The following is a 22309-nucleotide window of genomic DNA, read 5'->3' on the forward strand; positions in this document are numbered from 1 at the left end:
TAGAAACTTTTATAGATTTCGCATCAGAATATTTTATACCCTTAAGATTCATACAAAAAAAGGCCTAATCACTAAGTGATTAGAACCTTCATAATATCATTCACCAACAACAGTTGACGAAGAACCCGAAAACAAGGATGCAACCCCGATATGGAGTTGCATCCTTGTTTTTTTGTAAAAAAAAACTTACCCGAAGGTAAGTTTTAAAGGCTTATAATTAAGCTTTAACAACGTTAGTTGCTTGTGGTCCACGATCAGAATCTTCAACATCGAAAGTAACTGCTTGGCCTTCGTCAAGTGATTTAAAACCGTCACCTTGGATAGCTGAGAAATGAACGAAAACGTCGTCGCCAGATTCGCGAGTAATAAAACCAAAACCTTTATCTGCATTAAACCATTTTACTGTACCTTGTTCCATAATATGAAACCTCCATGTGCTGTAAGCACTAATATATTTTGCATTTGTTGATTGAACTATTAAAAAGAAGTGTGTTCATAAATGAAACAAATCACCTTTAAATAACCGAACCATAAATACATAAGTTTAATATAACACCTAATGGCAATTAATGCAAACTTTATTTATCTGGTTTCATGTGTTTTTTTAGATAATGAAGTAATTCTGTTTCATTACGAAATTCGTGTGGACCTACATGATTATGGAGGCGAATCGTAATTTTATTAATTTTAATTCGACCAGTCCAAGTATACGTGTATTCTACGATGAATCTATTATTGAGATCATCTTCGTCTAAGCCAAAATTTAATACGTAAACACGATCTGGAACCATAAGTGGGTTGAGATGTTCTTTATCATAATAAATTTTGTTTGCTCTTAAGAATTTTTTTGTCTTACTTAACATAGTGTATAAACCTCCAAACTATTAATAGTGTATTCAAAATGAAGGAGACAGAATTGAACCGAAAATTTAAGCTGCTGTCACGTTATTATTTAGGTACCATCATTAAAATATCTCATTAAGTATATCATAAATTAAACATAAAATGAGAGAAAATTGCTAATTAGTTAAAAAAATATTTGACAATAAATAAAATTATGTTAAAGTTGAGACAGCTCAATATTAATATTCTTTAGTATAAATTATTCAGTTTGATGATTTCTATTCATTTATTCACGCTGGCGCAACCAAGGAGTTGCAAGGATGTAAAGTAGGTAGGGTTACATCGTTTAGAAGTAGAATTAGTAACTTATTTTAAAATTAATTAGATGAAATTAAATATAAATATTCAGTGAGAAGGCTACCAACAGAATTTGTTGGTAGCCTTCGTCAATTCTATAGAAGTTTTGCTTGCTATTAAGCCTGTATAATCCCCCTAGACAAATTTTGTTTAGGGGGATTTATTTGTCTAGGCAATTCTATTTCTAGAGTTGCTAGGACAGCGTGTTACGGCAGGTTCTATGTTAAAATAAAGACAGATTCTTGAAAAATTAAAGTGATTAATATAGTGGAAAAAGTTTTTTGTTCTATAAATAATGAGTGATTTTACAATCTATCAAAATAAAAAGATAATTTATTTGACTTGGAGTGCACTTCAAGTACTATACTGAATTTAAATTAGTAGAGGGAGGCTTTTATGAGCAACTTGAGTATTACTGAAATGAGTCAAAAATACAGTATTAAAGCGGATACGATTCGATATTATGAACGAATTGGGTTATTGCCTGATGTACCACGATTGAAGAATGGTAATCGTTATTTTGAAGAAGGCATGCAAGGTTGGATGGAGATGATTGTTTGTTTACGACACTCTGGTATGCCAATTGAAACTTTACATGATTATGCGACGATGGTTAGACAAGGGGACGATACCTTATCTGCCAGAAAAGAATTATTAGAGGAGCAAGAAAAAGAATTACTTAATAAACAAAAAGATATTCAGCGGTCAATCGATCGGTTGCATCATAAAATTAGTCTGTATGATACTGGTGAAATTAAAGAACAAAAAAGTTACTTTGAAGAATATAAAATTGCGGATGATTTAATTTAATAAAAATAAATGATTTAAAATAGAGGAGAATAAAAATGACAACAATGCAAAAAGAATTAAATATGCCAAAAATGGTTTTAGGAACTTGGGCTTGGGGCGATAATGGAACTGTATTTGGTAATCAATTAACTGAAAAAGATTATCAACCCGTTTTTGAAGCAGCAATGAAAAATGGGTTGAATTTATGGGATACTGCCGCTGTTTACGGAATGGGTGCCTCAGAAACGATTCTAGGTAATTTAGCACAAAAGAGTGACCGCGATAAAATTCTTTTTTCAACTAAATTTACACCACAAATTGCGGACGGTACAGATCAACCAGCTGAAAATATGATTGCGGATAGTTTAAAACGACTTCATACAGATTATGTAGATATCTACTGGATTCATAATTCAGCAGATGTTGAAAAGTGGACGCCAGAAATGGTTTCAGTAATGAAGAGTGGCAAAGCTAAATATTTAGGTGTTTCTAACCATAGTTTAGCGCAAATTAAACGTGTTCAAGAAATTTTAGCACAATATGATTTAAAATTATCAGCTGTTCAAAATCACTTTAGTTTATTAAATCGTGTTTCTGAAACAACAGGAATTATTGATTACTGTCAGAAAAATGACATGGATTTCTTCGCTTATATGATTTTAGAACAAGGTGCATTATCAGGTAAATACGATACAGCACATCCTTTCCCTGCCGGAAGTGATCGCGCTAATACGTATAATGATAAGTTAGCAGGATTGGAAAGCTTAATTACAAAAATGCGTGAATTAGCTGATAATCATCAGGCAACAGTTGCAGAAATTGGAACAGCATGGGCTATTAATAAAGGAACAACGCCAATTATTGGTGTGACTAGCGTAGGTCAAGTTGAGGATGCTGTTAAATCAAGTCAAATTACGTTAACTGCAGACGAAATGACAGAATTAGAAAAATTGGCTGATGAAACTGGTGTGAATACAGTGCGTGGTTGGGAATAATAGTGATCAGATAGTCCATGGATTAAATTAATGGCTAATTTTAATAAGAAATAATTCATATATTATAGAAGGTAGGTTATTTAAATGAAAACTATTTTAATTTTGGGTGCTTATGGTCAAACGGCTCAAATAGTTACAAAACGATTATTGGCAGAGACAGATGATCAGTTGGTCCTTTTTTTACGAAAAGCATCACGCTTGGCACAATATCAAAATGAACCAAGGGTATCGGTGATTGAGGGCGACACAAAAGAAGTTTCTCAACTAACACGTGCCATGGATAATGTTGATATTATCTATTCGAATGTCGGTGGGACTGATTTAGCTGAAACAACTAAAAGTATTTTGGCAGCAATGAAAGCAGCTGGAAAACAACGCCTGATTTTTTATAACGCTTTGGGCGCTTATCATGAAGTACCTGGCAAGTTTGGCGAATGGAATGAACAAGCAATTGGTGCTTATTTACCAGGATTCCGGGCATCAGCAACGTTAATTGATGCGGCTCCGATTGAAGCAACACAAGTTCGTCCGGCTTGGTTGACAGATAATGCTGAAATTGATTACGAGTTAACAAGTCGTGATGAAGCCTTTAAAGGGACTGAAGTTTCACGCCAAAGTGTTGCAGATTTTCTAGTTAAATTAATGAAACAACCTGACCAATATATTGGGGACAGTATTGGCCTTGATAAAGCAGGTACTGACGGCGACAAACCAGCTTGGATATAGGAGACTAAAAAATGACAACTATTGACGTTTTTGCACATGTTTTACCTCCTCATTTCTATAAAGAGATGTTAGCAATTGAGCCTGATTTACCTCAGAAGATGCCATTTATTAAGCAACCATTGTTGACTGATATTAAACAAAGACGTGATCTATGGGATGGTCAGGGACAACAAGTGATTTCTGCGGTTAATATTAATCCAGAAGATTATGTTGATCCTAAAAGAGCAGCCCAATTATGTTGGGAGGCTAATGCTGAAATCATTGACTTAGTACAAACAAATTCGGATATGTTCAGGGCAGGAATTGCGATGGTGCCTATGAACAATTTACTTGAAGCAATCCGAATTTTAGAAGAACAAGTGATGATAAATCCTGAACTAATTGGGATTCAACTCTTTACGCGTGCTTTAGGTGACTCAATTGCAGCTAAGCAGTATCGACCTATTTTTGAAAAGGCAGCGCAATTAAAGATACCTATTTTATTACATCCCATTTTTGATGCACGTAAGCCAGATAATAACATTATTTTTAGTTGGGAATATGAATTGACACAGGCTATGCTGCAATTAGTACAGGCTGATTTGTTTAAGGACTTGCCAACGTTAAAAATAATTGTTCATCATGCCGGCGCGATGGTACCTTATTTTGCAGAACGCATCAATCATATTTTGCCACCTGAGCAAGCTGCTGATTTTAAGCGTTTCTATGTCGATACAGCTCTGCTAGGAAATGCTAAAGCATTGGCACTAACCATTGATTATTATGGCATTCAGCACGTTCTATTTGGAACGGATGCACCATTAGGTATTGCGCCTGCTGGAGCAACAAGTGCAATTATGTCGGCACTTGATCAGCTTGACTTGCCAAAAGAACAACGCGCTTTAATTGATTATCAGAATTTTAATCATGTGATAGGACTGGATGAATAAAGATGGTAACTTTAAAAAAGGCACCTTTGTTAAGATTATTTAAATTAACGATTGATGCAGCTAATTCGACTCAGTACAAGGCGGTTGGCTTGCATAATCTAACGACTTCGATTCAACAAGAAAAAGGGACATTAGCGATGTATAGTGCGCATTTAGATTCAGCTGGGACCGATAATATTGTCATTGAGGCTTATCAGGATGAAGCGAGCTATGAAAAGCATGCGAAGTCCAGTCAATTTGGAGACTTTAAGACTGTTGCCGGTCAAATTGTGATTGATAAAAAGATGATTAATTTGAAGCCTGAATTATTATTGTCACAACCCATGCCGCTTTATGAAGTGACTCAGTTACGTAATCAATGTCGATTAACGCAATTGGAAATAAGACCGGATGCACAAGCTGATTTTAAAGTGGCACTAGTTGCGATGATGACACAATCATTGGAAAATGAGTCAGGGATGCAGGTTATGTATGCGGCAACAGATGAAAAAACACCTAATCAGTGGGTTTTAATTGAAATCTATCAGGATGTCGTGGCGGATGAAAAGCATCAACAAACAGGTTATTTTAAGCACTATCTTAAAATAACTCAAGGGATGATTAGTAGTCAGATTATTCAAAATCTGCAACCAGATGTATTAGTTAATCAAGGTGGCATCAGGTTCGAGTCATTAAATTAGCCGCAATTAACAATTGTTAATGAGACAAGGACGATTTTACGTTAATATAAATTTATTAACTAAAAGGAGTCCTATCAAATGAAAATTGTCATTGTCTTCGATCACCCTTATACTGCAGCTGCATCAAATAATGAACCACATAACCGCTCGTTTTTGGCGGCACTTTTAAAACAAATGACGACAAAGCTAAGTCGTGAAGGAAATGAGATTGATTTAATCGATTTACATGCGGATCACTTTAATCCTGTGATGACTAAAGCTGATTTAGCACATTGGCGACAAGGGAAACCCTGTGATGACCAAGTGGCTGATTATCAACAACGATTATTGGCAGCTGATCGCATTGTTTTCATGTTTCCAGTCTGGTGGGAAGTTATGCCCGCAATGACAAAAGGCTTTTTAGATAAAGTTTATGCTAAAAATATCCTTTACTCAGCTGAAAATATGAAAACGTTGATGGTTAAACAACCTAAGATTGATATTGTAACCACAATGAGCACGCCTAATTGGATCTATCGTCTTATTATTGGCGCACCATTGGCTAAAATGTTGTTCCGCGGGACTTTTTTAAAGACACGGTTACGTCATTTTAAATGGCATAATATGGCTAATTTAGATCATAAAACGGCTGAACAACGAGAATCAATTTTAACTCACTTTTCAATCTAAAAAACTAGCCTGTTTCATGGGTTAGTTTTTTTGGTTAATGATGTTTTACTGATTATTATTATGGTACGATAATCAGATAGAGGTGAGGACAAATGAATCAATTTTTACATGATAAAGTACCTGTTTTAGAGGCACATTGGGCTGAAATACACGCTTTATTTACGCATGAAAAGGTTTCAGCTAAAGAAACTTTGTTATTTGAAGGTGAAGTGGCCGAGAATATTTATTTTATTGAATCAGGTGCCTTGAGATTATGGAATAACGATGAAGGAAAGGATATTTCATTTCAATTTTTCTTTGAAAACCAGGTAGTCGCATCTTTTGAAAGTTTTTATTTAGGCGAGCCGAGCCAATTTTCACTCGAAAGTTTGGAACCAAGTGATTTAATGGTTTTGAGTAAGGCGCATTTAGATGAACTTATTCAAAAATATCCTGAAATTAATGAAGATATAACTAAGATATTTGCGGGACGTTTTATGGAATATACGAACTACTTTTTATCTCGCATTAAAGAAAATCCTGTTGATCGTTATCTTAGTTTGGTTGAGAATCAGCCGATGATTTTGAAGCGCGTGCCTGATTATCATATTGCGTCTTATTTAGGCATAACACCTGTTTCTTTAAGTCGAATTAAAAATAGAACAAAATAAAAGATAAAGGAGTCTTTTAAATGAAATATGCTAAGTTGGGTAATACCGATATTGAAGTTTCTAAAATATGTGCAGGGGCTATGAGTTTTGGTAAACCGGGGACTATGCATGATTGGACACTTGATGAAAATGCTAGTGAAAAAGTGATTAAACATGCACTTGATCAAGGAATTAATTTTTTCGATACGGCTAATGGTTATTCAAATGGAACTAGTGAAGAATATCTAGGTAAAGCACTCAAAAAAAATATTGCGCGTAATAAAGTTGTTATTGCGTCAAAAGTTTACTTCAATCCTGGACGACTTTCCTCAGAAGCGATTAACCGAGAGATTGATGGGACACTTTCTCGATTGGGAACAGACTATCTGGATCTTTACATTATTCATCGGTTTGACTACAACACGCCTATTGAAGAAACGATGGAGGCTTTGAACAATTTGGTTAAAGCAGGTAAGGTTCGAGCAATTGGAGCGTCTGCTATGTATGGGTATCAGTTCAATAATATGCAACAAGTCGCTAAAGAAAATGGCTGGGCTCAATTTCAAACGATGGAGAATCATTACAATCTGCTCTATCGTGAAGATGAACGAGAATTAATTCCTATTTGTAAACAAATGAATGTCTCATTGATGTCATATAGTCCCTTGGCAGCAGGTCATTTAAGCCATTTGGGTTGGCGGACAGATTCACTTCGTAGTAAAACTGATCGGATTGCAATGGGAAAATACGATAAAACAGAAGATGAAGATTATAAAATCGTTCAACAAGTTAATGAATTAGCACAAAAATATCATGTTTCCATGACTCAGATAGCATTAGCATGGCAATGGTTTAAAGGTGTTACAGCGCCTATTGTTGGAACAACTAAGCCTAGTCATTTTGATGATGCAGTGAATGCATTAGACGTAAAATTGACACAAGAAGATGTTAATCGTCTTGAAGAGGCTTACGTGCCACATAAAATTATTGGAGCAATTAATCAAAATCCACCAGAAGGTGCTGTCTTCATTGATGAGAAAAAATAATAGTCACTGATGCTTTTCCGTCAATTGAATAATATTAAAATAAAGTGCGTCATAATTGTTAGATAAACTCTGATAATTATGGCGCACTTTTTAGGTAAGGAATACTATATAAATGGGCAGTCAGTCATTTTTTTAATTAATAACAATAGAGCGTTCAAATGATAGACTGATTTTGAATATTGAAGTTATAGAATCATAATGTGGGTAAATTTGTGCTTTATTAATTGAAATTAGTGGGGTACAAATCATGTAATGACTACATAAGAAAGTTCACGGATGACTATTTATGATATTAGTAGTATAAAGGAGTGAAGGATAAATAAATACTTTTTGTAGGGGGAAATAATGGCAAAAAAATATTTAAGTGATCGAACAAGAACAGGACATACTTATGAATTTTATAAAGATAGACAAAATAATCCGCAATGGCGAGATGACTTTTTAAGGGTTAGAGCAACAAGAAGACGGAATATCGTGATTCAATTGTTTGTAGGAATAATCATAATTGGAATTCTTGCTGTATTAGGGTTATATTTTATGGCGGAAAGAAATACTGCTAAGAATATGACTACTCAAAGTACCAGCATTTTGAGTAGTAAGGCTTCCAGTGAAAATGTTGATTCAACTACAAATAGTTCTTCAGCTGATAGTTCTGATGAAGATAATATTCCTATTTCAGATGTTAATGAGACTAGTGTCTATCAAGCAACTACAGAAATAGGACCATATTCTGTTTCTACAGAGGATATGAATGCAGTTAAAATGTTTTCTTGGAACTTAGGTGCGGTAAATAGATATGAAAAGTTTTCACTAAAACTTAATAATCAAACTGGTGTGGGTACATTATTTGAGTATGATGATAGCATTGTAAAAAGGGGGCAAATAAAAGTACATTACCGTGAAATAAAAACTAAAAAAATTGTGGTTGCTGGCAGAACGGTAAAAGTAAATACTCTTTTAATCTCAAAGAATGCTTCTCCGAGATATGTATTTGAAAATAATAGTGGTGGTATTTCGATTGCTCAAGTGGTTACTGATAATTCAATTCCACACCCATTCTATGTTGAGGCAAAATAAAAGCTATTTTACATGTTCATTGTTAAGTAAATAAAAAGAGCCAACGTATTAACGTTATCTCTTTCTGCGCAATTAGTTTTAAGAATGAACAAATTTCAGATATTTGTGTTGAAAATACGCTATCCTACTCTGCTAAAAGTTAGGGATAGTTTATTTTTTTACACTTTTTTACTACTTTAAGGTGGGAATATACTGATTTCAATTTGATGGTTATAAATAAAAATACACTTACCTGTAAAAGCATCAAAAATTATTAATCTACAGGTAGTGGCAACTAATATGAATATTCTTCGCTTAATGAAAAATGTGACTGACTTGCATGACCTAGATATCAAGAAAAAATAAACTTATAAGATTTCGAACGGCAATGAGGCGAATGCTGACGTATAAATGGATTATAGAATACAGAAAGAAAATGGTGCTATTATGTGTATGTTCTAATGTGTTCTTAAATATGGAGGAGAAGATTATATGATAAAAAGTGTAAAAGTAGTGACAATAATGGTAGCTGTTATGATTTTAGGAGGAGCGGTTGCTCCATCAACCGTTGCATTCGCGAATAATATTAAAACTGATACGGTGGCTGATTCCAATTCTAATCGTAAAAGCTTTTCAGAGTTATATTCAGGATTATCTTCTGAAAAGAAAGATGAATTTCAAACATTAATTGAACATAGTAATCTTACTAAAGAACAACAGTATCAATTGTTACAAGATAGATATAACGAAAGTAATCAAATAACACCAAAATGGAAAGTTGCTCTTTTGAAAAAAGCTATTAAGTATGCTGTTAAACTTCTTCAAATAAAAATATCTTCAAAAAGTTTAACAGATTTTGTAAATTATTTAACAGATTTTGAGGGTGGTTTACAAAAAGGACTCGAGAAGGGTTTAATTAAATATGTACATATTAATAAGACCCTTGCAAAGTGGACAGCTAGAACTGTTTTCTTTATTTTCTTTTAGAAAGGGGTAAAACATGGGAAATTGGGTTAATCAACATAAATCAATATTATTTGTGAGTTTTGTTATACTATGGGCAGTACTATATGTGCTGTTTGGAACTAACATTATTAATTGTAATGTTAAGCAGTATATGTTTGAAAATTTTCCGATTTGGTTAAATTGTACGTTCATAGCAATACCAATCTTAATATCAATTTATTTATGGCCAAAAAAGTAGATCAGAATTTTGATTTGGGAACACTATTGGCAGTATAAAAGTAGGATAATAAATAGCAATCTTTTAAAATATAGCTATCGGTTTTAATGGTTTTATGCAAGAAGCCCTGTTGAAAAGTGGGGCTTCTTTTTGTATACGTTTTTTATAGCATATAAAACGTATTGGATTATTTATTGTCTAAATATTAGAAGCAACACAATATTGTTGCTTAAATAAAGCTATTTAGTGTTTTTCTGGTTGCCATTTCGTAGTAGTTAATTGATGTAGGTACCATTATTAATTATGTACGACTCACTAGAGATAAATAAAAGTACAAAAAAAGAACACCAACTTAGTTAGTGTCCGCCTAATCATGCCCTAAAAATTTTTTATATGGCTCACTACTCATGTAAATACGTGTAAATGAATAATAACCAATGAAATAGAAAACCTTTAGTGCCAAGCTTTTTGAAAGTCTATGCTAACGACTGACAACAAAAATTGGGTAAGTAGGGATCGAACCTACAGATTGCGGATTCAGAGTCCGGCGCCTTACCAGTTTGGCTATTACCCAGTAACAATTTAACTTCCTAATTTTAGCGATATAACGTTCTTTTGTCAAATGAAAAATGAATAAATAAGAAATAGTAAAGATGGTTAAGTATTGATAAAGAAACCTATCTTTACTATGATAATTATTTGAGAACGTTATAATAAAAGACATAAAAGATTACTTAATAGAGAAGTTTGAGGCGGATGCATTGGAAATAAAATTAAGACGTGAATTAAAAAAATTATACGTTAGATTGTTGATTGCGTGTGTGACGACGTTATTGATAGGGACGACAAGAATTATTTTACAATATGGATGGTTGTCGTTTGTTATGTGGGCTTCTGCATTGTACTGTCTCGGCTTGTATTTATATTGTTGTTTTATCCAAATTTTGATTTGGCATAAAAATCGTTGACATCAATTTTATATGGGTTATACTTAAAGGAGTATTTTTGCCCAATGGTCAAATTGGTTAAGACGTCGCCCTCTCAAGGCGGAATTACGGGTTCGAGCCCCGTTTGGGCGATAAAAATGTTTTTAAAGCGTCAAATAAAGGGTGATTAACACGTTATGTGCTAATCACCCTTTTTGTCTAGACATCTTGTTCGAACGAAAGTTCAATTAAATAGGTATTATGATGTGTCAGGTAAGTAGTAGTTACCCAAACGTCCATATAGTTAGGAATGGCATTTTCTAACTTGTTGCTGAAGTAGTCTAATAAATCACCATGCTTCGAAACAAATTCATCAGCAAGGCGGTTAACGCTTAATTTGTCAGGTAAAAAATAAATATCAGCGTCAGCTACTTTGACGCTTCCGGGTAAGACAACCGTAATTGAATTTGTATAAGTTAAACGTGAGAAGAAAACTTGATCTGGATGGCGTTTAATATACGATAAGACAAAGAATATAGAATCTGAATTGCTAGCCATAAGTGATAATCTCCTTTGAATGATTTACCTTATTATACCAAGTTAAATGAAAATGTTTAGGATTATTTTAATAGTGGTCATTAAGGTTGATTATTATAGATAGAAATTTATCTAAAATGTTGGCCTTTTTTTAGGAATAATTTGAATGGTAGCGTATACTTAAAAGTGCAATATAAAACAATTTTATGGGAGGTGCCGGCGATGAAGACGGTCCATTTTTATTTAGTAAGACACGGTCAAACACGTTTGAACAGATTGAAAAGATTGCAAGGGGTAACCAATTCTCGTCTGACACATAAGGGTCGAGAAGCAGCCAGAGCTTTGGGCACACAGTTAAGGGGCATAGATTTTGAAGCCGTCTATACGAGTGACTTAAAACGGACCCAAGATACTGCGAACTTTATTCTTGAAAAACATCAATCAGTATTTGAAATTCAACCACTTATGGGACTTAGGGAAGTTGATTTTGGTCGTCTGGAAGAAATGAAAAATAAAAATTTAATTCCATTACTTGTGAAAAAGTTTGGATTTTTAAAAGTGAGTCAAGCCGTGTTAGGACATGATCGGTTTAGAAATTTAGTGAACATGTTCGCTGAACTTGAAGGAACGAGCCAAGCGGAAACATACGATAAGATGACAAGTCGTATTATTGATACGTTAACGGATATTGGCAACCAATACCAAACCCGTGGTGGCAATATCTTAATTGTGTCACATGGCTTAGTTTTATCGAGCTTTATTGATAGTTTAGAAAAAAATCAATTACCCGTGATGCTATTAAAAAATGCTAGTGTCAGTAATGTTGATTTTAAAAAAGGTAAATTTACGATTGTTAAAATTAATCAAAAGGGGTGATTAAGCGTGTTATATCCTGAGACGAAAAATAAAATACAACAATTGGTCAATGAAGGGGTCGTTCCAGGAGCTTCATTTGGCATTATTCACCATAATGAGATAATGACCCAAAGTTACCTTGGTTATTCGCAATTAGTGCCTGAACGTGACGTATTAACTGCTGATGCGTTGTATGATGTTGCGTCATTAACCAAAGTAATAGGAACAACAACCTTGATTTTAAAATTACAAGAAGCGGGTCGTTTAAGTGTTGATGATTCAGTTACAAAATATTTACCAAATTACCAAGATGAACGAGTGACTTTGCGGCATTTACTAACACACACAGCCGATTTTCAAGGGTACATTAAAAATCGTAATCAGTTATCGGCACCAGAGTTAAAACAAGCTTTATTTGGATTAAGTAATGGCGAAAATCTTGGTAAAAAAGTTGTTTATAGTGATATTGGACTTATTTTTTTAGGCTTTATTATTGAATCTATTTTAGACATACCCGTTCAGCAGGCGATACAACAAGACGTTTTAATGCCGTTAGGGTTAGCTGATAGTACATTTAAGCCAGAAGTGGCAAGAAGTGTTCCAACGGAGATTATTCCTGAATTAGGTCTTTTAAAGGGAATTGTTCATGATCCTAAAGCACGCATTTTAAAAGCGCATTGTGGGTCTGCGGGCCTTTTTTCAACCTTGCCGGATACGTTAAAGTTTATGCAGTGGTTTATGTCAGATAATCCTGAACGACCTGTCTTGAAGCCGGAGACAACTCAAAAGTTGTTTCATGATCAAACGCCAACTGGGCAATTAGGTCGTTCACTTGGTTGGGACCTTCGAGGAGAATCCGTTTATCATACGGGTTACACAGGGACATTCATGTTAATGGATCAAGCCACACAAGATGGACTAGTTGTTCTAACCAATAGAGTACATCCAACGAGTAACAATCCGCTTTATCTTACAAAACGAGATGACATCGTTGCGACCTTTTTAATGGAGAAAAATGCGATTATTACGGATTAACCAGCAAAAATGTAACCGCTTGTGTTAAAATGAATTTATAATAAGTTAGATGAAGGAGAACATAATAATGACAGAACCTTTATTTTTAAAACCTGTATTACAAGAAAAAATTTGGGGTGGTAATCATCTTAAAACGGTCTTTGGTTACGATATTCCAAGTGATCATACTGGTGAACTTTGGGCTATTTCAGCACATTCACATGGTCCAAGTACTGTTTTAAATGGGCCATTTGCGGGTAAGACATTGAATGAAGTTTGGGATTCAAATCGTGAGGTTTTTGGGAATGTTAAAGGCGACGTTTTTCCCCTTTTAACGAAGATTTTAGATGCCAATCAAGATTTGTCGGTTCAAGTGCATCCAGATGATGCTTACGCCATGACGCATGAACATGAACTTGGTAAAACGGAATGCTGGTATGTAATTTCGGCTGAACCTGGTGCAGAATTGATCTATGGGCATCATGCTAAAACGCGTGAAGAATTAGCAGAAATGATTCATGATGAAAAATGGGCTGATCTGTTTACGCATGTTCCTGTTAAAGCAGGGGATTTCTTCTATGTTCCTAGTGGAACGATTCACGCTATCGGTTCGGGTGTAATGGTGCTTGAAACGCAACAAAGTAGTGATACAACTTACCGCGTCTACGATTTTGATCGTGTTGATGCAACAACTGGTAAAAAACGTGACTTACATATTCAACAATCAATTGATGTCACGAATGTTCCTAATGTTGTACCAAAGTTAAACATTCAGACAAAAATGGTGGGGGATGCTAAAGTCACAACCTTCGTTGAAGCACCTTTCTTTAGTGTCTATGAATGGTTACTCGCAAACGGCTCAGCAACATTTAAGCGAACAGTTGCTCCTTATACCCTTGTTTCAGTTTTAAAAGGTGACGGTCAGATTGAAGTCGATGGTCAGAATTTTGAACTTAAAATGGGGATGCATTTTATTTTACCTAATGAAGTTAAAGACTGGACAATCACAGGTAATATGCAAATTATTGCATCAGAACCTGGCGAAAAAGCCTAAAAAATAAAGATTCAAACAATAAGTAATTATTGTTTGAATCTTTATTTTGTTATTAAAATGTTGGTTCGATAACAAGGGCTTCTTGTTCACTAAAATCAACATCTGGGTATTTACGATGTAGGGCAATTAACAGTAAGCGTTTAGCTAATTCGCCATTTCTAGTTAAGATAGGGCCATGGAAGTATGAACCGAAGACATTTTTGTACATAACGCCTTCTGAGGCATCACTGCCATTGTTTCCTTTACCTTTGAGAACTTTACCAAGTGGTCGTTCGTCTTCACCAAGGAAGGTCATCCCATTGTGATTCTCAAAACCATGGTAAGTTTCACCGGTTTCCTCATTTTGAATGGTAATATCGCCAATAAAACGGTTATTATCTTGTGTTTCTGTATAATGGCTCATTGCGCCGATACCAGGAATTTTTTCACCATCGGCACCAACGTAATATTTACCAAGCAATTGATAACCACCACAGATTGCAAGTAGGGGACCATCATCTTCAATATAATCAGTTAAGTCTTTTTTCTTTTTTTGAATGTCTTTTGAGACAATTTTTTGTTCAAAATCTTGTCCGCCACCAAAAAAAGTTAAGTCAAAATGATTTTTTTCAAAGGGTTGGTCTAAACTAATGACCTCAGTTGTTAACGAAACGTCCATTTGTTTAGCGTAATAGGCTAGGGCAAGTAAGTTACCCACATCACCATAAGTATTTAATAAATCGCCATATAAATGGGCAACAGTCAAATGATATTTTGCCATGTTACATGCCCTCCTTAATATAACCATCATTTGCTAATGATTTGCGTAATTGTAATACTGCTGTATAAGTGGCTAGAACATAAATATGTTTTGTTGGGAACGTTTTAAGACGTTCAACGACTTTAGAGACATCGGGTTCTTTGATTAACTGGTTATCTTCAACGCCAGCTACTTTGAAGCGGAATGAAACGTCTTTGTAGCGTTCGCCACCAGTCATGAATTGGGGGATATTCATCTGTGTTAATTGTTCGAAATTACCATCCCAAATCCAACTCGTATCGATACCGTCCGCATAGTTTGCATTTAATAAGAAAGCTAATGAGAAAGGTGCGGTATCTGTTGCAATCATATCTAGGACTTGATCCAGTCCAACGGGATTTTTAACAAGAACTAATGTGATTTCTTTGTCATCAACTTGGATAACTTCTTGGCGACCAAAGACCTGTTCATCATCTTCACTTAACGTGTTACTGATGGCTGCAGGACCAACTTCAAAAACGCGACCGACTGCATAAGCGGCAAGTGCGTTATAAATGTTATACAAACCACCAACATGGATTTCCATAGGTTGTCCATCAATAACAAAACGAGATGATGTTGGTGTTTGTTCTAGAAGTGATGTTAATTGATAGTCTAATTCAGGTCGACTGAAATGACAATTAGGACAATAATACTTACCAAGATTGCCGTATGTGCGGAGCTTATAATGCAAAATATGCTGGCACACAGGACAAAGAACACCATCTGTATTAGTTGGGGCTAGGCTTTCTGTTTCTTCTTCATGATTGAAACCGTAAAAAGCAAAAGGATTGGGTAAGTCAATTGAATGGAAAATGGGGGCATCCCCGTTTGCGATAATGGTTGCTTCCGGTGCCAATTTAATCCCATCAATAATTTTTTTATACGTGGTATAAATTTCACCATAACGATCCATTTGATCACGGAAAATATTTGTTAGAACAAATGCTTTTGGCGTGATATATTGTGTCACTTTAATGACATTAGCTTCATCGACTTCAAGAATGGCAAGGGGCCGTTCGTTCTTTTTACGTTTATCTGTTAAAAAAGCAGTGATAATCCCTTGTTCCATATTTGAGCCTGCTGAGTTTGTTAAAATATGGTCATATTTAGCACCTAAAACCTTAACGGTTAAAGCAGTTGTCAAAGTTTTACCATTGGTTCCAGTAATGACGATAACGTCATAATTGGCTCCTAAAGTTTTTAGAATTTCTGGGTCTAATGCGGCAGTTATTTTGCCGGGTAATGAGCTACCACCTTTTAGGAAGGTATGTAAAAACCAATAAGATGATTTCCCGGCGGCAGTTGCGAGTGAACTTTTTATCGTCATTAAAATATCCTCCGTTAACAGAAAAATTGACTACATGCGATAAAATCCACGTGGTAGTCCAATTGACTGAATTTATATTATGTCTATAATAGCATAATTACAAAATTCTACATATAAAATGCTTAATATTAAGAAAAAATTTTTATTTAATGAAATTTAAGTGCAAATCGGATATACTTAAAGACGGAAATCTGAAAGATAAAAGAGGTTTATTATGGCGCAATTATTTTTTAAATACGGTGCAATGAATAGTGGTAAGACAATTGAAATTTTAAAAGTTGCGCATAATTATGAAGAACAAAATAAATCAGTCATTATTTTAACGAGTGGTATAGATGATCGAGACGGTGTTGGATTTGTTTCCAGTCGAATTGGGTTGAAGCGTGAAGCGACACCTATTTTTGACGAAACAGATGTTTTTGAGTTAGTTCAAAAAACGAATTCAACTGCAGCTTGTGTCTTGATTGATGAATCACAATTCTTAAAACAAGATCATATTATTCAGTTAGCCAAGATTGTGGACGAATTGAACATTCCAGTCATGGCTTTTGGACTTAAAAATGATTTTAAAAATGAATTATTTGAAGGCTCAAAATATTTATTATTGTATGCTGATAAGATTGAAGAAATGAAAACAATCTGCTGGTTCTGTCTTAAAAAAGCCATCATGAATTTACGTATTCATGACGGGAAGCCCGTTTATAATGGGGAACAAATTCAAATTGGCGGCAATGAAGCGTATTATCCAGTGTGCCGCAAGCATTATAACAATCCGTTAATGACACAATTACAATAATCAGCTAAACTAGAAGGATAGAGAATTAAAAGGAGACAATATAAATGGATGAAATGTATGACCAATTACAATCAGTCGATGATCGTTATGAAGAATTAGGCGAATTATTATCTGACCCAGAGATTATTTCAAATAATCAACGATTTATGGAATTATCAAAAGAAATGGCAAGTATCCGCGAAACCGTTGAAAAATACCGTCAATATAAGGTTGTTGTTCAAGAACTCGCAGACGCTGAAGAAATGTTGGGTGAAAATCTCGACCCTGAAATGGCAGAAATGGCTAAAGAAGAATTAGCTGATGCTAAAAAAGCCAAAACAGCTTTAGAAGATGAGATTAAAATTCTATTAGTGCCAAAGGATCCCAATGATGATAAAAATATTATCATGGAAATTCATGGTGCCGCTGGTGGCGATGAAGCCAGTTTATTTGCTGCTGATTTATTCTCAATGTATTCAAAATATGCCGAAAAACAAGGCTGGTCTATTGAAGTTGTGGATAAAAATGTGACTGAAGTCGGTGGCTTTAAAGAAATTGTCCTTTTAATTAATGGGGATAGTGTCTTCTCTAAATTAAAATATGAGAGTGGCGCACATCGTGTTCAACGTATTCCATCAACTGAATCAGCTGGACGTGTGCATACTTCTACTGCAACGGTTGGGGTCATGCCAGAAGCTGAAGATGTCGAAATTGAAATTGACGCAAAAGATATCAGAACAGATGTCTATCGCTCATCTGGTGCTGGTGGACAACATGTTAATAAAACTTCTTCTGCCGTACGAATGACGCATTTACCAACTAATATTGTTGTTGCTATGCAAGATGAACGGTCACAACAACAAAATCGTGAAAAAGCCATGAAAATTTTGAAGGCTCGTGTTTACGATTTCTACTCACAACAAGAACAAAGTGCTTATAATGAAAATAGAAAATCAGCCGTTGGTTCAGGGGACCGTTCTGAACGAATTAGAACGTATAATTTCCCTCAAAATCGTGTAACTGATCATCGAATTGGTTTATCATTGAATAAATTAGATCGTATTATGAATGGTGAACTTGAAGAAGTGATTGATGCCTTGATTTTATATGACCAAACACAAAAAATGGAAAACTTGCAAGGAAATGACTAATCCAACCTACTATGAAGCCTTGAAATGGGCTTCTTTGTGTATAGAGAAGCATAAGTTAGAAGTGGAAAGTGCGCAATGGCTGTTGTTAGAACGTTTGAATTGGTCAATGACAGACTTATTGATGCACTATCAGACGGAAATGCCTCAGGCTGATTGGCAACAATATCAGGTAGATATTGACCAATTTTGTGAAGGAATGCCAGCGCAATACATTGTTGGTCATGCTTACTTTTTTGGTATGCAATTGAAAGTTACCGAGGCTACGCTTATTCCGAGACCTGAGACGGAAGAATTGGTAGAATGGATGTTGGCGCTATTACCTGCCAATGAAAAGTTACGCATTGCTGACATTGGGACTGGAACTGGCGCAATTGCGCTAGCTTTGAAACAGCAACGTCCTAATTGGCAAATTTTTGCGAGTGACATTTCAGAAGCGGCTATTGCAGTTGCTAAAAAAAATGCAGAAGACCAACAGTTAGACGTGACTTTCTTGATTGGCGATTTAACTGAGCCGATTCAGTCGGTAGGGGTGGATGTGATTGTGTCCAATCCACCTTATATTGCTGAAAATGAACAAAATGTGATGGATAAGAGCGTTATTGAACATGAGCCACACCAAGCCTTATTTGCTACTGAAAATGGCTTGAGATTGTATCGAAGAATGATTGAAGAAATGGCCGATTTTACGAAACAGCCAGCCGATATTTTTTTTGAGATAGGCTATCATCAAGAAGCGCCTGTGATAAAGATGTTAACAAATGCATTTAAAGATGCCGATTTAATAGAAGGAAAAAAGGATAGTTTTGATAATCAGAGAATGATTCATGCAAAATTATAAAAAGGAGTGTTGACTTAATGGAAACAATTATTTATCAACCAAATGAAATAGAAGCTGCTGCAGAACTTTTAAAACAAGGTCAACTTGTTGCCTTTCCAACTGAAACAGTTTATGGCTTGGGTGCCGATGCAACAAATGAAGAGGCAGTCAAACAAGTTTATGCTGCAAAAGGGAGACCTAGTGATAATCCACTTATTGTGCATGTAGCCGATGTGGCAACAGTTAGAAAGTATGCACAGCCCCTTTCTGATAATGTGGAAAAGTTAATTAAAGCATTTTGGCCGGGTTCATTAACACTCATTCTGAAATTACAACCAGGTGCCCTTTCAAAGACAGTTACAGGTGGGTTAGAGACAGCTGCTTTTAGAATGCCTGATAGTAAGGTCACGTTAGCACTTATTGCTAAAGCAGGGGTGCCAATTGTGGGTCCTTCGGCTAATACGTCTGGAAAACCAAGTCCAACGATGGTAGAACATGTTGCACATGATTTAAATGGCAAAATTGCAGGTATTATTGATGATGGGCAAACAAAAGTTGGCGTGGAGTCAACTGTTTTAGATATGAGTACGGATGTGCCCACTATTTTGAGACCTGGGGCAGTGACCTTGCCACAAATTGAAGCAGTGATTGGGGGACCTGTTAGTGACGAGACGCATGAAGTTGCTGCAGGAGAAATACCTAAGGCACCTGGGATGAAATACCGACACTATGCACCCAGAGCACAAGTTGTGATTGTTGATTCAACACAAAATTGGTCTGAAATTTTAGATTGGGTAGCTAAACAGGATATTGCAATCGGGTTGATGGCCAGAGAGGGTCAAATTGACACAGATCAAATTCCTAAAAATAGTGGCTACTCATCTTTAGGAAAAACAATTGAATCTGCGAGTCAATCACTTTTTGATGGGTTACGTTACTTTGATGATAATCCTAATGTTCAACTAATATTGGTTGAAGGATTTGACAAAACTGGCTTAGGCATTGCCTACATGAATCGTCTAGAAAAAGCAGCAAGTCAACAAAATATTACTGAACTTTTGGAAGCTGAAAAAGTAAAATATAAATTGCAAGATAAGGCGTTATGGGATGCGATTGCGCATGAAGAAAAACGTCAAGAAGAGAACATTGAATTAATTGCGTCTGAAAACATTGTCTCAGATGCTGTGCGCGCTGCTCAAGGGAGTGTCTTAACAAATAAATATGCTGAAGGCTATCCCGGTAAACGTTATTATGGGGGTTGTGAGTATATTGATGTGGTTGAACAGTTAGCCATTGATCGTGCTAAAGAGTTATTCCATGCGGAATACGTCAATGTGCAGCCACATTCTGGCTCACAAGCTAACATGGCAGTATATCAGGCCTTTTTGGAACCTAATGATAAAATTTTAGGGATGAAATTAAGCGATGGTGGGCATTTAACGCATGGTTCACCTGTGAACTTTTCAGGTGAACTCTATAACTTCGTTAGTTATGGGGTTGATTCGGAAACGGAACGGTTAAATTACGATGCGATTCGAGAAATTGCACTTAAAGAAAAACCTAAGATGATTATTGCGGGTGCATCAGCATATAGCCGAATGATAGACTTTACAAAATTTAGAGCTATTGCTGATGAAGTTGGTGCCTATTTAATGGTAGATATGGCACATATTGCAGGACTTGTAGCGACAGGTTTGCATCCTAACCCTGTTGATGTTGCTGATGTTGTGACAACGACCACGCATAAAACTTTGCGTGGTCCTCGTGGTGGGATGATTCTTGCTAAAGAAAAATATGCTAAAAAATTAAATTCGGCTGTTTTCCCTGGAACACAGGGTGGTCCGTTAGAACATGTTATTGCTGGAAAAGCAGCTGCCTTTTATGAAGCAGCACAGCCAACATTCACAACTTACATGTATCAAGTTGTGCAAAATGCGCAAGCTATGGCTGGTGTCTTTGCACAATCAGATTTAGTGAGAGTGATATCAGGTGGGACGGATAATCATTTAATGAACTTAGATGTGACACCATCTGGTTTAAATGGAAAAGAAGTTCAAAACCTATTAGATCGTGTTCATATTACTGTGAATAAAAATACAATTCCAAATGAACAGTTGGGGCCCTTTAAAACGTCTGGTATTCGAATTGGCACACCAGCAATTACGACTCGTGGTTTTGATAGCGAAGATGTCAAAGTCATTGCAATTTTAATTTTGTACGCGATTCAATTCCACGATGATGATGAAAAATTGGCTGAAATCGGCTCACAAGTTTTGGCATTATCTAAAAATCATCCTATTTCACAAATTAAATACGTTTAGGACTAGTATTTCAAGGTAGAATTCGCTAAAATAGAATAGACTAAAATTAAGGGAGTGTTTCGTAATGGGTAAATTTCAAGTAATGGATCATCCGTTGATTCAACATAAATTAACGATTATCCGTGATAAAAACTGTGGAACAAAAGAGTTTAGAGAAGTTGTTAATGAAATTGCTGAACTAATGGTATATGATGTTTCTCGTGATTTCGCTTTAGAAGATGTTACTGTTGAAACGCCCATGGGTAAAACAACACAAAAAACATTAGCTGGTAAGAAAATTGCCGTTATTCCTATTTTAAGAGCTGGTTTAGGGATGGTTGATGGTATTTTAGAATTATTACCAGCAGCTAAAGTTGGACATATTGGTATGTACCGTGATGAAACAACCTTTCAACCAACGGAATACTTTGTCAAAATGCCAGAAGATATTGCTAGCCGTGATCTCCTGGTTGTTGATCCAATGCTTGCAACTGGTGGTTCTGCTATTATGGCTGTTGATGCCTTGAAGAAGCGTGGCGCAAAGGCAATTAAGTTTGTTTGTCTTGTGGCTGCACCAGAAGGTGTTGAAGCATTACGTGAAAAACATCCTGATATTGATATTTATACGGCAGCACTTGATGATCATTTAAATGAAGATGGTTATATTGTCCCAGGTTTGGGCGATGCTGGTGACCGATTATTCGGTACAAAATAATTAAATTGATGACTTTTAGAATGCTTATATATAAGTAGTCTAGGGGTCATTTTTCTTTGTGCCAAAAAAAAATAAAATAAGTTGGAAATTCCTTTGTATTTTGTATCAATTGGTGGTATGATTTCTTTTGTAATTGGAGAATATTTATAAAGTTA

The 22309-nt window shown here is 35.5% G+C and carries 23 protein-coding genes, 2 tRNA genes and 1 pseudogene; 20 read left to right on the top strand and 6 right to left on the bottom strand.

The window, feature by feature from the left end:
• Window positions 1-217: 217 nt before the first annotated feature.
• Entirely contained in the window at window positions 218-418 is a 201-nt protein-coding gene (locus ACVQ8P_RS02560) for a cold-shock protein (RefSeq protein ID WP_057973786.1), read from the bottom strand.
• Between the two features lie 160 nt (window positions 419-578).
• Window positions 579-863 carry a hypothetical protein gene (locus ACVQ8P_RS02565; protein WP_462297337.1) on the bottom strand — a complete coding sequence of 95 codons (285 nt, stop codon included), beginning with the start codon at window positions 861-863 and terminating at the stop codon, window positions 579-581.
• Between the two features lie 733 nt (window positions 864-1596).
• Here ACVQ8P_RS02565 and ACVQ8P_RS02570 point away from each other — a divergent pair.
• The 10 genes from ACVQ8P_RS02570 to ACVQ8P_RS02615 all read left to right on the top strand — a co-directional run bounded on the left by ACVQ8P_RS02570 (window position 1597) and on the right by ACVQ8P_RS02615 (window position 9706).
• Complete coding sequence (locus ACVQ8P_RS02570; protein WP_462297338.1) at window positions 1597-2010, top strand: MerR family transcriptional regulator; 414 nt, start codon at window positions 1597-1599, stop codon at window positions 2008-2010.
• A gap of 35 nt (window positions 2011-2045) precedes the next feature.
• Complete coding sequence (locus tag ACVQ8P_RS02575; RefSeq protein WP_462297339.1) at window positions 2046-2984, top strand: aldo/keto reductase; 939 nt, start codon at window positions 2046-2048, stop codon at window positions 2982-2984.
• Window positions 2985-3068: 84 nt separating this feature from the next.
• Window positions 3069-3710, top strand: coding sequence for an NAD(P)H-binding protein (locus tag ACVQ8P_RS02580; RefSeq protein ID WP_462297340.1), 642 nt, complete (start codon window positions 3069-3071; stop codon window positions 3708-3710).
• 11 nt (window positions 3711-3721) lie between these two features.
• Window positions 3722-4639 carry an amidohydrolase family protein gene (locus ACVQ8P_RS02585; RefSeq protein ID WP_462297341.1) on the top strand — a complete coding sequence of 306 codons (918 nt, stop codon included), beginning with the start codon at window positions 3722-3724 and terminating at the stop codon, window positions 4637-4639.
• Window positions 4640-4641: 2 nt separating this feature from the next.
• Entirely contained in the window at window positions 4642-5319 is a 678-nt protein-coding gene (locus ACVQ8P_RS02590; protein ID WP_462297342.1) for a putative quinol monooxygenase, read from the top strand.
• A 78-nt stretch (window positions 5320-5397) separates the two neighbouring features.
• A complete protein-coding gene (locus tag ACVQ8P_RS02595; protein WP_462297343.1) occupies window positions 5398-5988 on the top strand; it encodes an NAD(P)H-dependent oxidoreductase in 591 nt (196 codons plus the stop codon).
• 92 nt (window positions 5989-6080) lie between these two features.
• Complete coding sequence (locus ACVQ8P_RS02600) at window positions 6081-6638, top strand: Crp/Fnr family transcriptional regulator (RefSeq protein ID WP_462297344.1); 558 nt, start codon at window positions 6081-6083, stop codon at window positions 6636-6638.
• Window positions 6639-6658: 20 nt separating this feature from the next.
• Complete coding sequence (locus ACVQ8P_RS02605; protein ID WP_462297345.1) at window positions 6659-7663, top strand: aldo/keto reductase; 1005 nt, start codon at window positions 6659-6661, stop codon at window positions 7661-7663.
• Window positions 7664-8008: 345 nt separating this feature from the next.
• The gene (locus ACVQ8P_RS02610; RefSeq protein WP_462297346.1) at window positions 8009-8740 is read left to right on the top strand and encodes a hypothetical protein; all 732 of its coding nucleotides are present in this window, start codon (window positions 8009-8011) and stop codon (window positions 8738-8740) included.
• A 471-nt stretch (window positions 8741-9211) separates the two neighbouring features.
• Window positions 9212-9706 carry a hypothetical protein gene (locus ACVQ8P_RS02615; RefSeq protein ID WP_462297347.1) on the top strand — a complete coding sequence of 165 codons (495 nt, stop codon included), beginning with the start codon at window positions 9212-9214 and terminating at the stop codon, window positions 9704-9706.
• A gap of 697 nt (window positions 9707-10403) precedes the next feature.
• Here the strand turns inward: ACVQ8P_RS02615 and ACVQ8P_RS02620 are convergent.
• Window positions 10404-10476 (bottom strand) — tRNA-Gln (locus tag ACVQ8P_RS02620).
• 432 nt (window positions 10477-10908) lie between these two features.
• Here ACVQ8P_RS02620 and ACVQ8P_RS02625 point away from each other — a divergent pair.
• A tRNA-Glu gene (locus ACVQ8P_RS02625) sits at window positions 10909-10981 on the top strand.
• A gap of 66 nt (window positions 10982-11047) precedes the next feature.
• On the opposite strand, the gene ACVQ8P_RS02630 is transcribed toward ACVQ8P_RS02625, so the two are convergent.
• Entirely contained in the window at window positions 11048-11386 is a 339-nt protein-coding gene (locus tag ACVQ8P_RS02630) for a hypothetical protein (protein ID WP_462297348.1), read from the bottom strand.
• A 201-nt stretch (window positions 11387-11587) separates the two neighbouring features.
• On the opposite strand from ACVQ8P_RS02630, the gene ACVQ8P_RS02635 reads away from it, so the two are divergent.
• From ACVQ8P_RS02635 to manA, 3 genes are all read left to right on the top strand, one after another.
• A complete protein-coding gene (locus ACVQ8P_RS02635; RefSeq protein WP_462297349.1) occupies window positions 11588-12241 on the top strand; it encodes a histidine phosphatase family protein in 654 nt (217 codons plus the stop codon).
• Between the two features lie 6 nt (window positions 12242-12247).
• Window positions 12248-13255, top strand: coding sequence for a serine hydrolase domain-containing protein (locus ACVQ8P_RS02640; RefSeq protein WP_462297350.1), 1008 nt, complete (start codon window positions 12248-12250; stop codon window positions 13253-13255).
• A gap of 67 nt (window positions 13256-13322) precedes the next feature.
• Window positions 13323-14288: a mannose-6-phosphate isomerase, class I gene (gene manA, locus ACVQ8P_RS02645; protein WP_462297351.1), complete on the top strand. Its 966-nt coding sequence runs from the start codon at window positions 13323-13325 to the stop codon at window positions 14286-14288.
• Between the two features lie 52 nt (window positions 14289-14340).
• On the opposite strand, the gene ACVQ8P_RS02650 is transcribed toward manA, so the two are convergent.
• Both ACVQ8P_RS02650 and ACVQ8P_RS02655 read right to left on the bottom strand, forming a co-directional pair.
• Entirely contained in the window at window positions 14341-15048 is a 708-nt protein-coding gene (locus ACVQ8P_RS02650) for a type 1 glutamine amidotransferase (protein ID WP_462297352.1), read from the bottom strand.
• A 1-nt stretch (window position 15049) separates the two neighbouring features.
• The gene (locus tag ACVQ8P_RS02655; RefSeq protein WP_462297353.1) at window positions 15050-16396 is read right to left on the bottom strand and encodes a MurT ligase domain-containing protein; all 1347 of its coding nucleotides are present in this window, start codon (window positions 16394-16396) and stop codon (window positions 15050-15052) included.
• Between the two features lie 214 nt (window positions 16397-16610).
• Between ACVQ8P_RS02655 and ACVQ8P_RS02660 the strand changes: the two genes are divergently transcribed.
• The 6 genes and pseudogenes from ACVQ8P_RS02660 to upp all read left to right on the top strand — a co-directional run bounded on the left by ACVQ8P_RS02660 (window position 16611) and on the right by upp (window position 22154).
• Entirely contained in the window at window positions 16611-17192 is a 582-nt protein-coding gene (locus tag ACVQ8P_RS02660) for a thymidine kinase (RefSeq protein WP_462297354.1), read from the top strand.
• Between the two features lie 44 nt (window positions 17193-17236).
• Window positions 17237-18322: a peptide chain release factor 1 gene (gene prfA / locus ACVQ8P_RS02665; RefSeq protein WP_462297355.1), complete on the top strand. Its 1086-nt coding sequence runs from the start codon at window positions 17237-17239 to the stop codon at window positions 18320-18322.
• The gene (gene prmC, locus ACVQ8P_RS02670; protein ID WP_462297356.1) at window positions 18315-19160 is read left to right on the top strand and encodes a peptide chain release factor N(5)-glutamine methyltransferase; all 846 of its coding nucleotides are present in this window, start codon (window positions 18315-18317) and stop codon (window positions 19158-19160) included. The genes prfA and prmC overlap by 8 nt, the downstream gene beginning before the upstream one ends.
• 17 nt (window positions 19161-19177) lie before the next feature.
• Window positions 19178-20164: pseudogene (locus ACVQ8P_RS02675) on the top strand (L-threonylcarbamoyladenylate synthase); the annotation flags it as partial.
• A 33-nt stretch (window positions 20165-20197) separates the two neighbouring features.
• Window positions 20198-21460 (top strand): serine hydroxymethyltransferase, encoded by a 1263-nt coding sequence (gene glyA / locus ACVQ8P_RS02680; protein ID WP_462297477.1) that lies wholly within the window; start codon window positions 20198-20200, stop codon window positions 21458-21460.
• A gap of 64 nt (window positions 21461-21524) precedes the next feature.
• Window positions 21525-22154 carry a uracil phosphoribosyltransferase gene (gene upp, locus ACVQ8P_RS02685; RefSeq protein ID WP_462297357.1) on the top strand — a complete coding sequence of 210 codons (630 nt, stop codon included), beginning with the start codon at window positions 21525-21527 and terminating at the stop codon, window positions 22152-22154.
• Window positions 22155-22309: the final 155 nt, after the last annotated feature.

Source organism: Dellaglioa sp. BT-FLS60, from assembly GCF_054941065.1.